This is a genomic window from Paraburkholderia caledonica (assembly GCF_000383275.1).
Lineage (GTDB): Bacteria > Pseudomonadota > Gammaproteobacteria > Burkholderiales > Burkholderiaceae > Paraburkholderia > Paraburkholderia caledonica.
Genome location: NZ_KB911042.1, coordinates 169,425 through 183,735, shown reverse-complemented (window position 1 = coordinate 183,735; position 14,311 = coordinate 169,425). Strand labels below are relative to the sequence as shown.

Annotated in this window: 14 protein-coding genes; 5 read left to right on the top strand and 9 right to left on the bottom strand. The window is 64.0% G+C overall.

Annotated features, from left to right (window positions below):
- Positions 1-14: 14 nt before the first annotated feature.
- From H281_RS0124500 to H281_RS0124480, 5 genes are all read right to left on the bottom strand, one after another.
- On the bottom strand, positions 15-1,100 hold the full coding sequence (locus H281_RS0124500; protein WP_027804908.1) for a glycosyltransferase family 4 protein: 1,086 nt from the start codon (positions 1,098-1,100) through the stop codon (positions 15-17).
- A gap of 415 nt (positions 1,101-1,515) precedes the next feature.
- Positions 1,516-2,997: an MFS transporter gene (locus H281_RS0124495; protein ID WP_020069773.1), complete on the bottom strand. Its 1,482-nt coding sequence runs from the start codon at positions 2,995-2,997 to the stop codon at positions 1,516-1,518.
- 62 nt (positions 2,998-3,059) lie between these two features.
- Positions 3,060-4,298, bottom strand: a complete 1,239-nt coding sequence (locus tag H281_RS0124490) for a CaiB/BaiF CoA transferase family protein (protein ID WP_020069772.1) — start codon at positions 4,296-4,298, stop codon at positions 3,060-3,062.
- Positions 4,295-5,278: a hydroxymethylglutaryl-CoA lyase gene (locus H281_RS0124485; RefSeq protein WP_020069771.1), complete on the bottom strand. Its 984-nt coding sequence runs from the start codon at positions 5,276-5,278 to the stop codon at positions 4,295-4,297. The genes H281_RS0124490 and H281_RS0124485 overlap by 4 nt, the downstream gene beginning before the upstream one ends.
- Positions 5,279-5,574: 296 nt before the next feature.
- Positions 5,575-6,468, bottom strand: coding sequence for a LysR substrate-binding domain-containing protein (locus H281_RS0124480; RefSeq protein ID WP_020069770.1), 894 nt, complete (start codon positions 6,466-6,468; stop codon positions 5,575-5,577).
- A gap of 268 nt (positions 6,469-6,736) precedes the next feature.
- On the opposite strand from H281_RS0124480, the gene H281_RS0124475 reads away from it, so the two are divergent.
- Positions 6,737-7,378, top strand: coding sequence for a LysE family translocator (locus tag H281_RS0124475; protein ID WP_020069769.1), 642 nt, complete (start codon positions 6,737-6,739; stop codon positions 7,376-7,378).
- A gap of 15 nt (positions 7,379-7,393) precedes the next feature.
- Here the strand turns inward: H281_RS0124475 and H281_RS36975 are convergent, their stop codons facing one another.
- Complete coding sequence (locus H281_RS36975; RefSeq protein WP_164701933.1) at positions 7,394-7,564, bottom strand: hypothetical protein; 171 nt, start codon at positions 7,562-7,564, stop codon at positions 7,394-7,396.
- A 37-nt stretch (positions 7,565-7,601) separates the two neighbouring features.
- On the opposite strand from H281_RS36975, the gene H281_RS0124465 reads away from it, so the two are divergent.
- Entirely contained in the window at positions 7,602-8,390 is a 789-nt protein-coding gene (locus tag H281_RS0124465) for a sulfite exporter TauE/SafE family protein (protein WP_020069767.1), read from the top strand.
- Between the two features lie 90 nt (positions 8,391-8,480).
- Here the strand turns inward: H281_RS0124465 and H281_RS0124460 are convergent, their stop codons facing one another.
- Together H281_RS0124460 and H281_RS0124455 are read right to left on the bottom strand one after the other, a co-directional pair.
- Positions 8,481-8,729, bottom strand: a complete 249-nt coding sequence (locus H281_RS0124460; protein ID WP_020069766.1) for a hypothetical protein — start codon at positions 8,727-8,729, stop codon at positions 8,481-8,483.
- Between the two features lie 368 nt (positions 8,730-9,097).
- The gene (locus tag H281_RS0124455; RefSeq protein WP_020069765.1) at positions 9,098-9,451 is read right to left on the bottom strand and encodes a BON domain-containing protein; all 354 of its coding nucleotides are present in this window, start codon (positions 9,449-9,451) and stop codon (positions 9,098-9,100) included.
- Between the two features lie 688 nt (positions 9,452-10,139).
- Between H281_RS0124455 and H281_RS0124445 the strand changes: the two genes are divergently transcribed.
- The 3 genes from H281_RS0124445 (at position 10,140) to H281_RS0124435 (ending at position 13,557) form a co-directional block, all read left to right on the top strand.
- Positions 10,140-11,639, top strand: a complete 1,500-nt coding sequence (locus H281_RS0124445; RefSeq protein ID WP_020069763.1) for a TAXI family TRAP transporter solute-binding subunit — start codon at positions 10,140-10,142, stop codon at positions 11,637-11,639.
- Positions 11,640-11,738: 99 nt separating this feature from the next.
- Positions 11,739-12,383: a 2-hydroxychromene-2-carboxylate isomerase gene (locus H281_RS0124440; protein WP_020069762.1), complete on the top strand. Its 645-nt coding sequence runs from the start codon at positions 11,739-11,741 to the stop codon at positions 12,381-12,383.
- Positions 12,384-12,591: 208 nt separating this feature from the next.
- Positions 12,592-13,557, top strand: a complete 966-nt coding sequence (locus H281_RS0124435; protein ID WP_020069761.1) for a LysR substrate-binding domain-containing protein — start codon at positions 12,592-12,594, stop codon at positions 13,555-13,557.
- A 153-nt stretch (positions 13,558-13,710) separates the two neighbouring features.
- Here the strand turns inward: H281_RS0124435 and xdhC are convergent, their stop codons facing one another.
- Positions 13,711-14,310: a xanthine dehydrogenase accessory protein XdhC gene (xdhC, locus tag H281_RS0124430; RefSeq protein WP_033379664.1), complete on the bottom strand. Its 600-nt coding sequence runs from the start codon at positions 14,308-14,310 to the stop codon at positions 13,711-13,713.
- Between the last annotated feature and the right edge of the window lies 1 nt (position 14,311).

The following is a 14,311-nucleotide window of genomic DNA, read 5'->3' as shown; positions in this document are numbered from 1 at the left end:
AACTCAGGATCGACTCAGGCCGATACCTGCATCGGCTGAGCGAACTTGCGCACGATCGACATGTAGCGGTCCGCGGTGTCGTGCAGCGTATAACCCGCGAGTTGCCGGTGCGCGCGCGGCGTTTCCAACGCCTTGACGAGCGCATGAGCATAGGCGTCGACGTCCGTCGTATCGACGAGATTCACGCCGGCCAGATTGCTCGCGAAACCGAATGAAGGAATGCGGTTCGCCACGACCGGAATTCCCGATGCGAGCGCCTCCAGAAATCCTATGCTCTGGGCTTCGAAGCGCGATGGCATCGCGAACACGCGCGAGGAGCGCAGCACCGCGGCAACGTCCGAGCGCGGTCCGCATACGCTGACCTTGCTCTCCAGACCAAGTTGCCTGACGAGCGACACCACCGCGCGGTGATAATCGAGTTCCTCGACCACGCCGCACAGCAGCAAACGCGCTTCGGGTTCGACCTGAAGTACACGCTCGAATGCGCGAACCGTGTCCAGCTGACTCTTTCCTTCTATGTATCGGCCGAGCTGAACGATCTGCTTCGAAGGCACCGCACTGTCGGGTGCGGGCGAACTGTCGTGTCCGGCGAACAGCGACGCGTCGACGCCATTGGGAATGACCACCATCGAAGGATGCCGGCCGATCTCGCGCATATAGTCGTCGATATTCTGCTGCGAGACGCCGATGATGGCTCTCGCCCGGCGCGATAGCAGGCGTTCGGCGCGCTTGAGCGCACCGTTTTCGAAGTCGTTGACGCCCGAGTGCATCACCCATGCGATTGGGGTGTGCACTGGCAACAGACGCACGTACAGCGCAGCAAGCGTCGCATGCGCAATGATGAAATCCGGGCGAAACTCGCGCACCACGCGATACAGGTGCAGCAGTTTGCCGATCCTGCCGTGCCGCACATCGGGAAAACGGCACATGACACCCGCCGCCGCGAGCTCGGCTCGAATAGCGACGAAGTCGTCTTGCTGCGGCAACAGCGAAGTCATGCAGACTTCGTGTCCGGCACGCTGATGGTGAATCGCAAGACCTTTTACGAGTACTTCTGCCCCGGACAATCGTGGTGCGTGAACCAGTTGAAGAATCCTCACGATTTATCTCTCTGATGACCGCCCAGTCTGCAGCGGATAGATGAGTCGGCCCAGCGAACAACGGCACGCCGGGCGCTCTCATCCGATAGTTTGTATGTGGCGCACGCCTTTGCAACGCGCGCCCTTTCCGCAACACGCGACCGGCCAATGCACCGGTTCTCGTCGCGAGAAAACGTTACACCCAAGATCCTGCAAGTTTGCGCCAAGTCCAAGACTTCTTCGGCTTCGAAATGAGCGGTATCGCCCACTTGGGCGGTGAATTTCTTCTGGAGACCGAATAGGCCGGCCGATCCATTACACCATTTCGCCATATGTCTGACGAGCGTTAATGAGCGCTACCGCACATTGGCGAAACGGGCGATGAAAGCGGCGGCACCTGACGGTCTATACGCGAGGCAGGAACCAAAGAAAGACCCTACTTCGAGATGTCCTCCAAAGCGACATCGCGCGTCTTCGGGCCGAGCGTGCCGATAGCGAGCATCACAATTGCCATCGCACCGGAGATGAACACGAACACGCCATTTACGCCGAAGCGGCTCAGGCAACCAGCAATCACGAATGCGGAGAACATTGCCGACAGCCGGCTCCACGAATAAACGAAGCCCACTGCGCGTGCCCGGATACTCGTCGGAAAGAGTTCTGCCTGGTACGCGTGATAGCTATAGGAAATGATGTTGCCCGCGAGCACGAGACACACGCCGAGGCTCACCAGCAGCACCGTCTCGCGCACCTGGCTAAACAGCAGGCCGCACACCACGTTCACGGCCGCCATGAAGATGATCACGGTCTTGCGCTCGAAACGGTCGGCAATCAGCAAGCCGAGCAACGGTCCGAGCGGCGCCGCCACCGCGATGATGCTTGCGTACATCAGGCTCGTCGTCACCGTAATGCCCTGCTTGATCAGCAGCGTCGGAATCCAGTTGGCAAAGCCGTAGTAGCCCATCGTCTGGAATACATGAAAGATGATGAGCATCAGCGTGCGCTTGCGGTACGGCGGCACCAGCAGATCGCGGAACGCTGCGCGGGCCCGAACCGGCTCCGGCAATGCGGGTTCCGGCAGCGCTCGTCCGTATTCGCGTTCGACTCGCGCTTCGAGCCGCGTCATGATCGCGTCCGCTTCGTCGATCCGGCCTTTTTGCGCGAGCCACCGAGGGCTCTCCGGCAAACCCAGCCGGATCCACCACACGACGATCGCGCCCACCACGCCGGTCAACACGACAAGACGCCAGCCGTCCAGACCAAAGAACTGATGAGGCACCAGCAGATAAGAGAGAAAAGCGACGATCGGCACTGCGCAGAAACCGACTGCCTGCGAACACGCAGACGCTCGGCCGCGCACGTGCTTGGGCACGAGTTCGGAGATATACGTGCCGATCGTCACGATTTCCACGCCTATGCCGATGCCCGCAATGAAACGCCATAGATTGAGCCCGAGCGCCGTGTCCTGAAACGCCATGATGACGTTCGCCGCCGTGTACCAAAGCAGCGACCACGTGAAAATTGCGCGGCGCCCGAAGCGGTCGGCGAGAAAGCCACAAGCCGCGGTTCCGATGAAGAGTCCCGCGAACAACGCGGCGATGAAGCTCGCCACGCCGCTCGTGCCGAACAGGCCGTGCGTCGTCGCGGTCAGAATGCCGCTGCGCACGAGTCCCGGCGCGATATAGCCCGAGAACATCAGGTCGTACAGTTCGAAGAAGAGCCCGAGGCTCAACAACATCACCAGCTTCCAGATGGAACGCGTGGCCGGCAAGCGGTCGAGCCGCGCCGAAATGCGCGCGCCGCCCAGCGCTATTTCTTCTGCACGGCTGCCCGCCGACGCACCTGCGCCCGAAGGCAAGCCGAGGGCGCCGGCATCGCCGACCGCTGTCGCATACACCGTCTGATTCGACGACTTCATCGTCTGTCTCCTTGAATGCCGGTCTGCGCCGGATAAGCTTGATTGACTGTGCGCGCTGCGGATTACGCAGCCTCGCGTGGCGCCCGGTTCGAGTCGTTGTTCAACAGCGCGATTTGCGCCTCGTCATAACCCAGCTCGCGTAATACCGCCTCCGTGTGCTCGCCGATCTTCGCGATGGGCTGACGCGGCTGCAAACGCGCGCCGTCGATCGAAATAGGCAGCAACGGCATGGCGGTTTCGCTGCCATCGTCTAGCGTGAGGCGAGCAAGGCCGCCGCTTTCTTTCAGATGCGGGTCGTCGAACAGTTCTTCGGGCTTCGCAATCGACGCGAACGGAATGTGGTCGCGCTCGAACAGCGGCACGAGCGCCGCGCCTTCGAAACGGCTCAAGGTGTCGCCCAACGTTTGCAGCAGCCATGAGCGCGCGAGCACGCGGTCGTTGTTCGTTGCGAGACGCGGGTCGGCGAGCAGATCGCCGCGGCCGAGAATCGCGCACAATGCGCGCCATTGGCCGTCGCCGGTCGCGGCAATGAACATCTGCTCGTTGTTCGCGAGCGTGAAGACGTCGTAGACGGCCCATGCACTGATGCGCTCAGGCATCGGCGCCGGCGGCACGCCGGTCGCGGCGTACTGCTGCATGTGCTGCGCGGACAGCAGCACACAGTTTTCGAAGAGCGCGCTTTGCACTTCCTTGCCACGCCCGCTCGCATGCCGTTCGTGCAGTGCGGCGAGCACGCCGATCGCGCCGAACATGCCGCCCATGATGTCGTTGACCGAACTGCCCGCGCGCAGCGGGCGGCCCACCGGACCGGTCATGTACGCGAGGCCCGCCATCATCTGCACGACTTCGTCGAGCGCGAGGCGGTGTTCGTACGGGCCATTGAGAAAACCCTTGTGCGATACGTAGATCAGCTTCGGGTTGCGCTCGCGCAGCGACGCATAGTCGAGACCGAGCGTCGCCATGCGGCCCGGCTTGAAGTTTTCGACGAACACGTCGGCAGTATCGACAAGCTTGTGAAGTGCAGCCAGTCCCGCTTCGCTATCGAGATCGAGCGCGACGCTCTTCTTGTTGCGATTAAAGGTGCGGAAAAAACCGGCGCCGGTGCCGAGCAAGCGGCGCGTGCCGTCGCCGCGCGGCGGCTCGACCTTGATGACTTCTGCGCCGAGGTCGCCGAGAATCATCCCGCAGGTCGGGCCCATCACCATATGCGACAACTCGATCACGCGAATGCCGGCAAGCGGCAATGCGCTCTGCTGCGGCGCTTCAGTGGCGGAACTGGCGGTAGCGGAATGGGCGTTCATTGCAGCACCTGTGAACAGGAAGAAGGTAAAGATTCGATCTGTCTCGAAGCGGCGAACTGCGTGGGCAAACCGGCACGCGCGAGATAGCCGTAAAGCGGCTCGCCGGGCAATGCATCGGCGAGCACTGCACGCGACGCGATCAGGCGCGTGAGGTCAATGCCGGTTTCATAGCCCATGCTTTCCAGCATGAAGACGAGATCTTCGGTGTTGACGTTGCCGGTCGCGCCAGGCGCGTGCGGGCAACCGCCAAGCCCGGCGAGCGACGCGTCGAATTCGCGAATGCCGTGTTGCAGTCCGACCAACGTGTTGGCGAGCGCAAGGCCGCGCGTGTCGTGCAGATGCAGCGAGCGCAGTTTGTCGCCCGCCACGCCGCGCACGACTTCGATGATTTCGCCGACCTGGCGCGGCGTCGCTTCGCCGGTCGTATCGCCGAGTGCGATCACATCGGCGCCTGCACGCACCGCGTCGCGTGCAATCGCGGCGATGTCTTCATAGGGCACCGCGCCTTGCAGCGTGCAGCCGAATACCGTCGACAAACCGGCAATCAGCTCCACACGCCGCGTGCCTGCAGCCGGCGCACCGTCGATCGCCTCGCGCATTGCCGCGAACACGTCGATCATTTCGGCCGGCGTCTTGCGCACGTTCGCGAGGCTGTGCGCGGCGCTCACCGAGATCGGCGCGACGATCCGATGCACGCCCGCTTCGAGTGCGCGTTGCGCGCCTTTCAGGTTCGGCACGAGTGCGGTCACGATCAGATCGCGGTAACCCAGCGCGTGGGCGATGACCTCATCGGCGTCGGCCATTTGCGGCAGCAGCTTCGCCGGCACAAAAGAAGCCACTTCCATGTGCCGCACGCCGGCGGCATAGGCGGCGTCGATCCAGCGGCGTTTGGATTCGGTGGGCATCGTTTGGGCGATGCTTTGCAGACCGTCGCGCATGCCGACCTCGGTCACGACGACGCGCTCCCTGATATCACTCATGTTTTGAATCCTGCGGAAAATGCGGGGGAAATGAAGCACGGATCACAGCGTGCCTGCGCGACGCCGCGTCGCAAAGTCTGCGTTGACGAAGCACTCCATCGCCGTTGACGATGGCCGCCGACTCAAGCGGGACGGGCATGCGCCGTCGCAAAGGGGAAACCCTTAAGGGCTTTTCAGAGGACGCGAAATGCGGACCTGCGCGGCCATGCACGTCGCTTGAATCGCATATTGAAGAGCGGTTGAGCGGCCTGATTTCGCTTCGGACCGGAAGTCGGGACGCTACTTCTGCGCGTGCCTCAAACGATGCGCAGCAGATGCTCCAGCAGATGCGACGCGGCGAGCGTCAGCGCGTTGCGGTCGCGCACGCAGATCACGAAGCGCCGTTCGGCCCACGCTTCGCGCAACGGCACGGCGACGATCCCATACTCGTCGGCGGCATGACGGGGCAGCGCCTCGCCGGGCAGAATGGCTACCGCGAGGCCGGCCTGGATAAAGCGATAAGCGGCGTCGAAGGTCGACACGTAGGTGCGATAGTTGAGTTCGCGCCCTTTCTCAGCCGCGATCCGCTGCATCAGCGCATTGACCGACGCATTCGACGAGAGCCCGAGGTGATCGAACGCAAGCGTCTGCTCGAAGCCGATGGCCGCCTCACCGGCAAGTGGATGGCCGCGCGGCACGATTAGCGCGAGGTGATCGGCTCGATACGGCAGCGCGTCGAGACTTCCCATCGGCACCACGTCGCGGCAGATGCCGAGATCGGCCACGCCTTCTTCGAGGCCCCGAACGATTTCCGTGCTCACGCGCTCTTCGACATCCACGCGTATCTGCGGGTTCGCCTTCAGAAATTCGGACAACGCCTCGGGCAAAAACTCGACCATTGACGACACGTTCGCCAGCACGCGAACATGGCCGCGCGCGCCGGCTGCATATTGGCTCAGCTCGGCCTGCATGCGTTCATGGCTGCGCATGATGAGCCGTGCATGCCGCAACAGTGCCTCGCCCGCGGCAGTGGCGCGCACACCGCGCTGACTGCGCGAAAGCAGCGCGACGTCCACAAGCGCCTCGAGATCGGCGAGCCGCTTGCTGACCGCAGACGGCGCGATGAACTCGCGTTCCGCGGCGCGCGCGATCGTGCCTTCCTCGCAAACGGCAATGAACAAGCGCAACGTCACCTGATCGATCTGCCACATGCGGGATGGCTCCGAAGTTAGAGTGGGGAAAATTATGCCCGAGTAAAGCGGTGCCCGACCTGATGCCAGGGTATCCACGGTCGATTCATGCGCAGCGCTTGCGCGCCGGCTCTGCCCTTGGACCGCTGGCCGCTTGCTCGCGGCTTGCGCGCTCGCTATGCTGAGCGATGCTCGCGGATGCCGCCGCATTATCTAAATGTTTTGCGATGCATGCGGACCTCCCGGTGACTGTATCGCTACCGACCATGACCACTTCACGGAAATAGCCATGTCCATGACCAGCCTCTTCGTTACCGCTGCCGGCGTCGGCCTTGCGATTGCCGCGCCGGTCGGGCCCATGGGTATGCTTTGCATCCGCCGCACGCTGACGGGCGGCCCGCGCGCCGGACTCGCGATCGGCCTGGGCATTGCGAGCGGCGACGCGTTCTATGGTCTGATCGCGGCGCTCGGGCTCGTCGGCATTTCGCAGTTCATGCTGGCATACGACCGGCCGTTGCATCTGCTTGCCGGATTGTTTTTGCTGTATCTCGGCGTGCGCACGCTGCTGCAAAAGCCTCCGGTCGACGCGGCCAACGGCGAAGCGAACGGCAAGCTCGCGCAAGTGGGCCGTGCGGGGGCGCTGCGCGCCTACGCGAGTTCCTTGCTGCTCACGCTGACCAACCCGCAGACGGTCATCATGTTCGCCGCGTTGTTCACGACGCTGGCGCCTCGGGGCGCGTTTTCGTCGACGATTGCGCTTACGACGGTCGGCGGCGTTTTCTGCGGCTCGATCGCGTGGTGGTGCTTTCTCGTGACGGTGGTCTCGCTCGCGCGGCACGCTATCGGCAGCAAATTGCGGCTCGCGATCGACCGGCTCGTCGGGATCATGCTCGCGGCCTTCGGCGTCGTCGAAATTCGTCGCGCGCTTTGAGCGCTGGGCAGCGCGTTATGCCTCGCGCGGACGGCCGCGGCGCGCGCGTTCCGCGCCGTTCGTACGCTCGCGCGTCAGTTTTGCGACAATAGCGGCTTTCGCTGCGCCGAGCGTTGCCTGATGCCCGATCTGCCGACCTGCGTCGGCGGTGGGGAACACGCGCGCCGCCCGTGCACTAACTGTCAATCCACGGTCAATCCACCGACCGCCAGCGGTCTCATCAATGGCTCTTCCCCATATCGATTTGCTGTACTCCGCCTCCGGCCTGTTCGTCGGCTTTTTGGTCGGGCTGACGGGCGTTGGCGGCGGCTCGCTGATGACGCCGATCCTGGTCCTTCTGTTCAACGTACACCCGGCGACCGCAGTCGGCACTGACCTTTTGTACGCGGCTGCCACCAAGGCGACCGGAACGCTGGTGCACGGCCTGAAAGGCTCCGTGGACTGGCAGGTGACGCTGCGACTCGCCGCCGGTAGCGTGCCGGCCGCGACGGTCACGCTGGTGCTGTTGCACCGCTACGGGATGGACACGCCGGGCGCGAGCCGACTGATCCAGATCGTGCTCGGGGTCGCGCTTCTGGTGACGGCAGTCGCGCTCGTGTTCCGCCCGCAACTCGCGGCGTTGGGCGCGCACCGTCAGCGCACGCCCAGCCAGGGACGCACGCTCGGACTCACCATGCTGACGGGCGCGGTGCTCGGTGTGCTCGTATCGCTGACTTCGGTGGGCGCGGGCGCAATCGGCGTGACCGTTTTGTTGCTGCTTTATCCGATGCTGCCGACAACGCGCATCGTCGGCTCCGACATCGCGCATGCGGTACCGCTTACGCTGCTCGCAGGCGCGGGCCATTGGCTGCTCGGCTCGGTCGACTGGTCGATGCTGCTGTCGCTGCTCGTGGGGTCGCTGCCGGGCATCGCGGTGGGCAGCATGCTCTCCGCGCGCGCGCCGGATGCGCTGCTGCGCAATCTGCTCGCGGCGACGCTCACGCTGGTAGGCGTGCGTCTGGTGCTGGCGTGAAGCCGCGCGATGCTGGCGTCACGCCGGTCTGATTTTCGCCTTGTCTCAGACTGATGACGCAACCCCGATGCCGGGCTCCCGCCGTCACCGTCACCTGAAAAAGCGGCAGGTCAAATCGGCCTCGAACTGTCTGACCCATTGACCCTGGCGGTCGTAATACGATTGAGCCCAGCCGCCACGTCGCACGGTGACGAGGCGCTCATGGGCAGCATCGGCGGGATCGGCGCAAATGCTGACGTCGAAATGCGAGGGCGCAAAGCCGTGCCGCGCGCACACCAGTTCGAATGCGGCCCGGTCGGTGATGGGCAGATCGGTATAGCGCAGGAGCGTAGTTTGCATGGCGTTGACTCCGGTTCTTCATGCATACGGTACGCTTGGCGCGGCGTCGCCAATGTGTCATCCCACACATTGGGCGACGGCGCGTGGCTTGCACTGCAGCGTCTGATGAAACCGTCGCTGCCGCTTTGTCGTCACCCTTTTGCCGCTGGCGTTTCTTCAACGGCGTCGCACAAAACAAAAAAGCTCCGGCATGGCTGCCGGAGCTTTCTCGTCGTACACATCGAAGTGGTGCATTGCGCCGGAAAATGCCCGACGCAGCGTCGCCACCTCATAAGCCGCGCCGTGTGAGGCGCGCTGATCGCTGCGCGGCTAGCCGCCTGATCAGTGCGCCGTCACAGCGGGCTTACCGATGCGCCCGCTCGCCGCACTTACTGCTGCATCACGTTCAGCTTGTTCGACACCGACGTCACGCCGGCAACACCCTTCGCTGCCTCGCCGGCCGCGTCGATCTGACCTTGATCGGGCACCGAGCCCGTGAGCGTCACGGCGCCGCCGCGGGCGCGCACGGCGATGTTGGACACGTCGATGCCTTGCGTCTTGGCGAGCGCGGCGCGCACCTTGCGGCCCAACTGGCTATTGGCCTTCTTGCTCGCCTTCGCGGTGGCGGCGGGAGCGGCTGTCGTGCCCGTTGCCGTTGCATCGCTTGCCTGAGCATAGACGTTGCATGCCACCACCATTGCCACCACCGAGCCCAGCGTCTTCAGAAAACCGACCGATTTCATATTGCTTCTCTCCTTAGCTTCACATTGGACCGCTTGAATAAGCGGCTTCGTTACGACTACCTGCGGCCATGCCCGAGGCGCGACGAGGCGCGCGGCGAGGCAATGGCCGGCTGTGGCTGCGACACGAGATGCGAGAGGCGAAGGGAGGCCGGCTGCCATGTGCCGCACGCGATGGCGAAGACGCTCATGCGATGCGGTCCGCAGACCGGCAAGCCGCGATATTCGCAGACGCGCCCGGTTCTTGTGTGTCGTGCCGGGTCGCGCCGCGCGAAACGTGTGTTCGCGGCAGCGATGCACAATTTAATCTAGCCGCGCCAGAAGCGCAAAGGGTTTAGTTGTGCTCGATGCGAGGGGGCTGAGTTAAATACGGATGTTTGCAGGCGTTCATATGCTGTTCACGTGCTTCTTATATGCGCTTAACCTGCTGAAGCATCTGTCGCCGGAGCGCTTTTTAATAGCCACCTGCGCCCTGCTTGCCGCCGAAGCACTCGCTGGTCACCGAGCCTTCATTGCGCGCTCCTCACCCCGCGCTCGCCGCTTGGCCGCTACTCCGTAGTCACTTTTTGTTACGGGTTTCTCCGCGCCCTGCCCAGTCGTCCATTCCGCCGCCGCGGCAATCTCAGGTACCATCGGCGCCACGCGCAGCGCCCCATTCAGTTCACTCCGGACGTAGCCGTCCTGTCATCCGATGAAGCCAGCCACCGGCCGCAAACGCCCTACCCACCTCGTTGCCCGTTTCGTCGCGATCTCGTGGCGCGATCTGGCTGTGTCGTTCGGGCCGATCGTGCTGATCGCTGTCGTCGCGATCTGGCTCGCGGTGCGCCTGATCCAGCCCGCGCCGCCCAGCACGCTCACCATTAGCGCCGGCCCGCAAGGCAGCAGCTTCTGGACGGCGGCTCAAAAGTACAAAGAGATTCTGGCGCGCAACCGCATCACGTTGAATGTTCTGCCGTCGGAAGGCTCGCTGCAAAATCTCAAACGGCTGTCAGACCCGAACTCGAACGTCGACGTGGGCTTCGTGCAGGACGGCGTCGCGCCCGGCGCAGCAAGCAACGGCCTGATGTCGCTCGGCAGCGTGTCGTATGTGCCGCTCGCAATCTTCTATCACGGGCCGACGGTCGCGCGGCTTTCCGAATTCAAGGGCCAGCGGCTCGCAGTCGGCGCCGAAGGCAGCGGCACCCGGGAACTGGCGCTCGCGCTCCTGAAGGCCAACGGCATCGAGCCGGGCGGCGCGACCAAACTGCTGCCGCTATCCGGCGAAGACGCGGCGCAGGCCCTCATCTCCGGGAAGGTCGACGCGGCTTTCCTCGCCGGCGATTCCGCGCAACCCGCGGTCATGGGCAAGCTTTACCGCACGCCAAACGTGCAGTTCTACGATTTCACGCAGGCCGACGCATACACCCGCCGCTTTCCGTACCTGACGCAACTCGAATTGCCGATGGGCGCGTTCGATCTCGGTAAGAACCTGCCGTCCGCGCCGATCCATATGGTCGCGCCGACCGCCGAACTGGTGGCGCGCGACTCGCTGCACCCGGCGCTGTCGGACCTGCTGATCGAAGCCGCGCGCGAAGTGCACGGCAGGGCCAACATCATGCAGCGCGCGGGTGAATTCCCTGCCCCGCTGGCCCATGACTTCACGATTAGCGACGACGCCGCGCGCTATTACAAGTCGGGCAAGAGCTTTCTGTACCGCCTGTTGCCGTTCTGGCTCGCGAGCCTTGCCGACCGGCTGCTCGTGGTGGTCGTGCCGCTCGTGGTGCTGCTGATCCCGGCGCTGCGGCTCGTACCGTCGCTGTATGCATGGCGGGTGAAGTCACGCATCTATCGCTGGTACGGCGCACTGATCGCTATCGAGCGCAGCGCGCTTAGCGACCATTCGCCGGCCGAGCGCGCGTCGCTTCTGCAACGGCTCGACGCGATCGAAGACTCGGTGAATGGTCTGAAGATGCCTCTCGCCTATGCCGATCAGTTCTATGTGCTGCGCGAGCACATCGGTTTTGTGCGGGCAAGGCTCATGCAAAGCCGCGAAGCGCAGCGCGAGATGTCCGAAGAAGAGCCGGACGAAGGTACCGGCCAGGACTTCGACACGGTGACCGAAGCCGGCGACGCGGCCGCCGCGCCCGGCGCGCCGAACGAAGCCGCAGAGATCGGCGAGTCACGCGCCGACGAGCGCCGCAAACCAGATTGACGGTGCAAGCCGCCGCCGCACCGCGTAAGATCGTTACAATTCCGACGATCTGGCAGACGCAACCGCCGATCTGTCGGACAGGCAATCCGGGAGACACATATGACCGTTGGCATCGACGCCGCGCAGCCGCTGTGGTTTTACGATTTCGTCTCGCCGTTCACGTATCTGCTGCTCGAGCAACACGACAAATGGCCGGGCTTCGACTTCGCATTCACGCCGGTGGTGCTGAACGACCTGTATCGTCACTGGGGGCAACGGCCGGCTTACAGCGTGCCGGCCAAACGCACCTTCCTGTACCGGCACGCGCTCTTTCGCGCGGAGCAACTCGGCATACCGTACAAGATGCCGCCGGCTCATCCTTTCGACTCCATGAAGCCGCTGCTGCTTGCCACCGCCGCTCAGGCAGACGTGGTCTGTGTGCGCGAAATCTTCCGCTTCATCTGGCGTGAAGGCCGCGATCCGTCGAGCGACGCGGCGTTCGCCGAATTGTGCGAACGGGTGGGCATACCGGACGGCCCCGAACTCATCAAGAGCGAAGAAGTGAAGGCGCAGTTGCAGCGCAATACCGCCGACGCCATCGGCCTCGGCGTGTACGGCGTGCCGACCTTCCGGCTGAACGACCAGTTGTTCTGGGGCGAAGATGCGTTGCCGATGGTGTTGTACTGCGCACGCACGCCCAACTGGCTGGAATCGAGCGAAGTGAAGCGGATCAGTGCGCTGCCGTCGGGTTTGCCCAACATCTGAGCGTTCGGTTCGGTGCAGTGGAGTGCGTGGGGCGCGCGTGGGGCTACCGGGCGCTGCTGATGCCGGACATACCGCGTCCGCTATGGCGGCCGCAGTGCAATCGGGCCTAAGGTTATAACCTTTGCGCCACGCATAGACCGCGTGCTGATCGCCTCTCGTGCGGTGCGGATTCTTGTGACGCCCGCTCGACTTCGCCTCCCTCTTTTCCATGGACGACACCGCCGCCTCCCTCGATATCTGGCTCGTGCGTGTGCTGCGCACGCTGCTGGTCGAGCGCAGCGTCACGCAAACCGCGCTGCGCCTGAACCAGACACAGCCCGCAATCAGCACTGCGCTGCGCAAGCTTCGAGAGACGCTGAACGACCCCATCCTCGTACGCGGCAAGTCGGGCATGGTGCCGACCGAATATGGCGAGTCGCTGCTCGCATCCGCGCAACGGGTGCTGCGTGAGGTCGATTTCGTGGCCACGCCGCACGGCGACTTCGACCCCGGCCGTTCGCGCCGGACCTTTCGGGTAGCCGCACCGGATTATCTGAACGACTTCTTCATGCCGACCGTGATCGCGCAGTTCCGCGAGGCGGCACCGCACGCCCGGCTCGAAATCGATTCGCTGAGCCCGATGCTCGACCACACTGCCTCGCTCGATGCGGGCGAACTCGACCTGGTAATCGGCAACTGGCCGAAGCCCGATCCGCGTTTCGAGCGCAGCGACCTGTTTTCGGACACGGTTGTGTGCCTGATGCGGGCGGACCATCCGTTGGCGCGCGCGCCGCTCACGCGCGACGCGTATCTCGCGGCGCCGCATCTTGCGCCGACTCCTTATAGCGGCGCGCGCGGTGGCGCCATCGACATCGGGTTTGCGAGAGCGCGCGCCGAGCGGCGCATCGTCGCCACGCTGCCGTACTTCGGCCTCGTACCGCAGACGCTGCTGCAATCCGATCTGATCTTCACGACGACGCGGCGCTTCGCAACGCACTACGCGAGCATTCTGCCGCTCGCGGTTGTCGAGGCGCCCATCCCCTTTCCGCGTATCAAGTGCTATCAGATGTGGCATCCGCAGCCGGCTCGCCCGAGCGATCTCGGCTGGCTGCGCGCATTGATGTCACAGGTGTCGGACGGGCTGGTCGCGCAGAAGGTTCGGCGCGCGAAGCAGCCGCGGCAAGGGTCCACCTGAGGGCGAGGCGAACGCGCTAATGGAGCGATGGAGCGTCCATGCGGTGGAGACGGTTAAGGAGTGATCGGCGGCTGATGTTGTCGTGCGGATGACTTAGTCGATCAGGCCGCGTCGGCTAATGGTGCTAACGGCGCTAAACGCAGCCAATCCATTTCAGACGTTTGCCGCCACAGGTTGAAGCGCCGCTTGGGTTCCGTTTGCCGTTGCGGGCTGAACCGTGGCTCGCCGCCCGCGAACCTGCAGCAACTCCGCGCATACCGCCACCGCGATCATGGCCGGCGCCTTGTCGACGATGCCTGGCACGCCGATCGGACATGTCATCTGCTGCAACCGTTCGAGCTCTACCCCACGCGCGAGCAGGCGCCGCTCGAACTTCACGCGCTTTGTCTTCGAACCGATCATGCCGAAGTAGCTGAAATCGCGTCGCCGCATGATGCGTTCAGCAAGCGAGAAATCGAGCGCATGGTTATGCGTCATCACCAGAAACCAGGCGCCGGGCGGTGCCGTATCGACGATCGCGTCTGGCGTGTCGGTGGCTTCGATCTGCACATTCGCGGGCGTTTCGTCGGGGAACAGTTCATCGCGCTCGTCCACCCACTGAACCACGCACGGCAGGTTGCCGAGCAATTGAATAAGCGCATGACCCACATGGCCCGCGCCGAACAGCACGACGTGCATGGGCGCGGGGCGGGACTCGTCGACCTCGCTGCGCCGGCCGATGCGAACCGAAGAACAGTGGTTGATCGCGTTCATC

What these genes read in the sequence shown, in the direction of transcription:
- H281_RS0124495 (WP_020069773.1), bottom strand. Translation starts at nt 2,997, where the DNA reads ATGAAGTCGTCGAATCAGACGGTGTATGCGACAGCGGTCGGCGATGCC.
- H281_RS0124490 (WP_020069772.1), bottom strand. Translation starts at nt 4,298, where the DNA reads ATGAACGCCCATTCCGCTACCGCCAGTTCCGCCACTGAAGCGCCGCAG.
- H281_RS0124485 (WP_020069771.1), bottom strand. Translation starts at nt 5,278, where the DNA reads ATGAGTGATATCAGGGAGCGCGTCGTCGTGACCGAGGTCGGCATGCGC.
- H281_RS0124480 (WP_020069770.1), bottom strand. Translation starts at nt 6,468, where the DNA reads ATGTGGCAGATCGATCAGGTGACGTTGCGCTTGTTCATTGCCGTTTGC.
- H281_RS0124475 (WP_020069769.1), top strand. Translation starts at nt 6,737, where the DNA reads ATGTCCATGACCAGCCTCTTCGTTACCGCTGCCGGCGTCGGCCTTGCG.
- H281_RS0124465 (WP_020069767.1), top strand. Translation starts at nt 7,602, where the DNA reads ATGGCTCTTCCCCATATCGATTTGCTGTACTCCGCCTCCGGCCTGTTC.
- H281_RS0124460 (WP_020069766.1), bottom strand. Translation starts at nt 8,729, where the DNA reads ATGCAAACTACGCTCCTGCGCTATACCGATCTGCCCATCACCGACCGG.
- H281_RS0124455 (WP_020069765.1), bottom strand. Translation starts at nt 9,451, where the DNA reads ATGAAATCGGTCGGTTTTCTGAAGACGCTGGGCTCGGTGGTGGCAATG.
- H281_RS0124445 (WP_020069763.1), top strand. Translation starts at nt 10,140, where the DNA reads ATGAAGCCAGCCACCGGCCGCAAACGCCCTACCCACCTCGTTGCCCGT.
- H281_RS0124440 (WP_020069762.1), top strand. Translation starts at nt 11,739, where the DNA reads ATGACCGTTGGCATCGACGCCGCGCAGCCGCTGTGGTTTTACGATTTC.
- H281_RS0124435 (WP_020069761.1), top strand. Translation starts at nt 12,592, where the DNA reads ATGGACGACACCGCCGCCTCCCTCGATATCTGGCTCGTGCGTGTGCTG.
- xdhC (WP_033379664.1), bottom strand. Translation starts at nt 14,310, where the DNA reads ATGAACGCGATCAACCACTGTTCTTCGGTTCGCATCGGCCGGCGCAGC.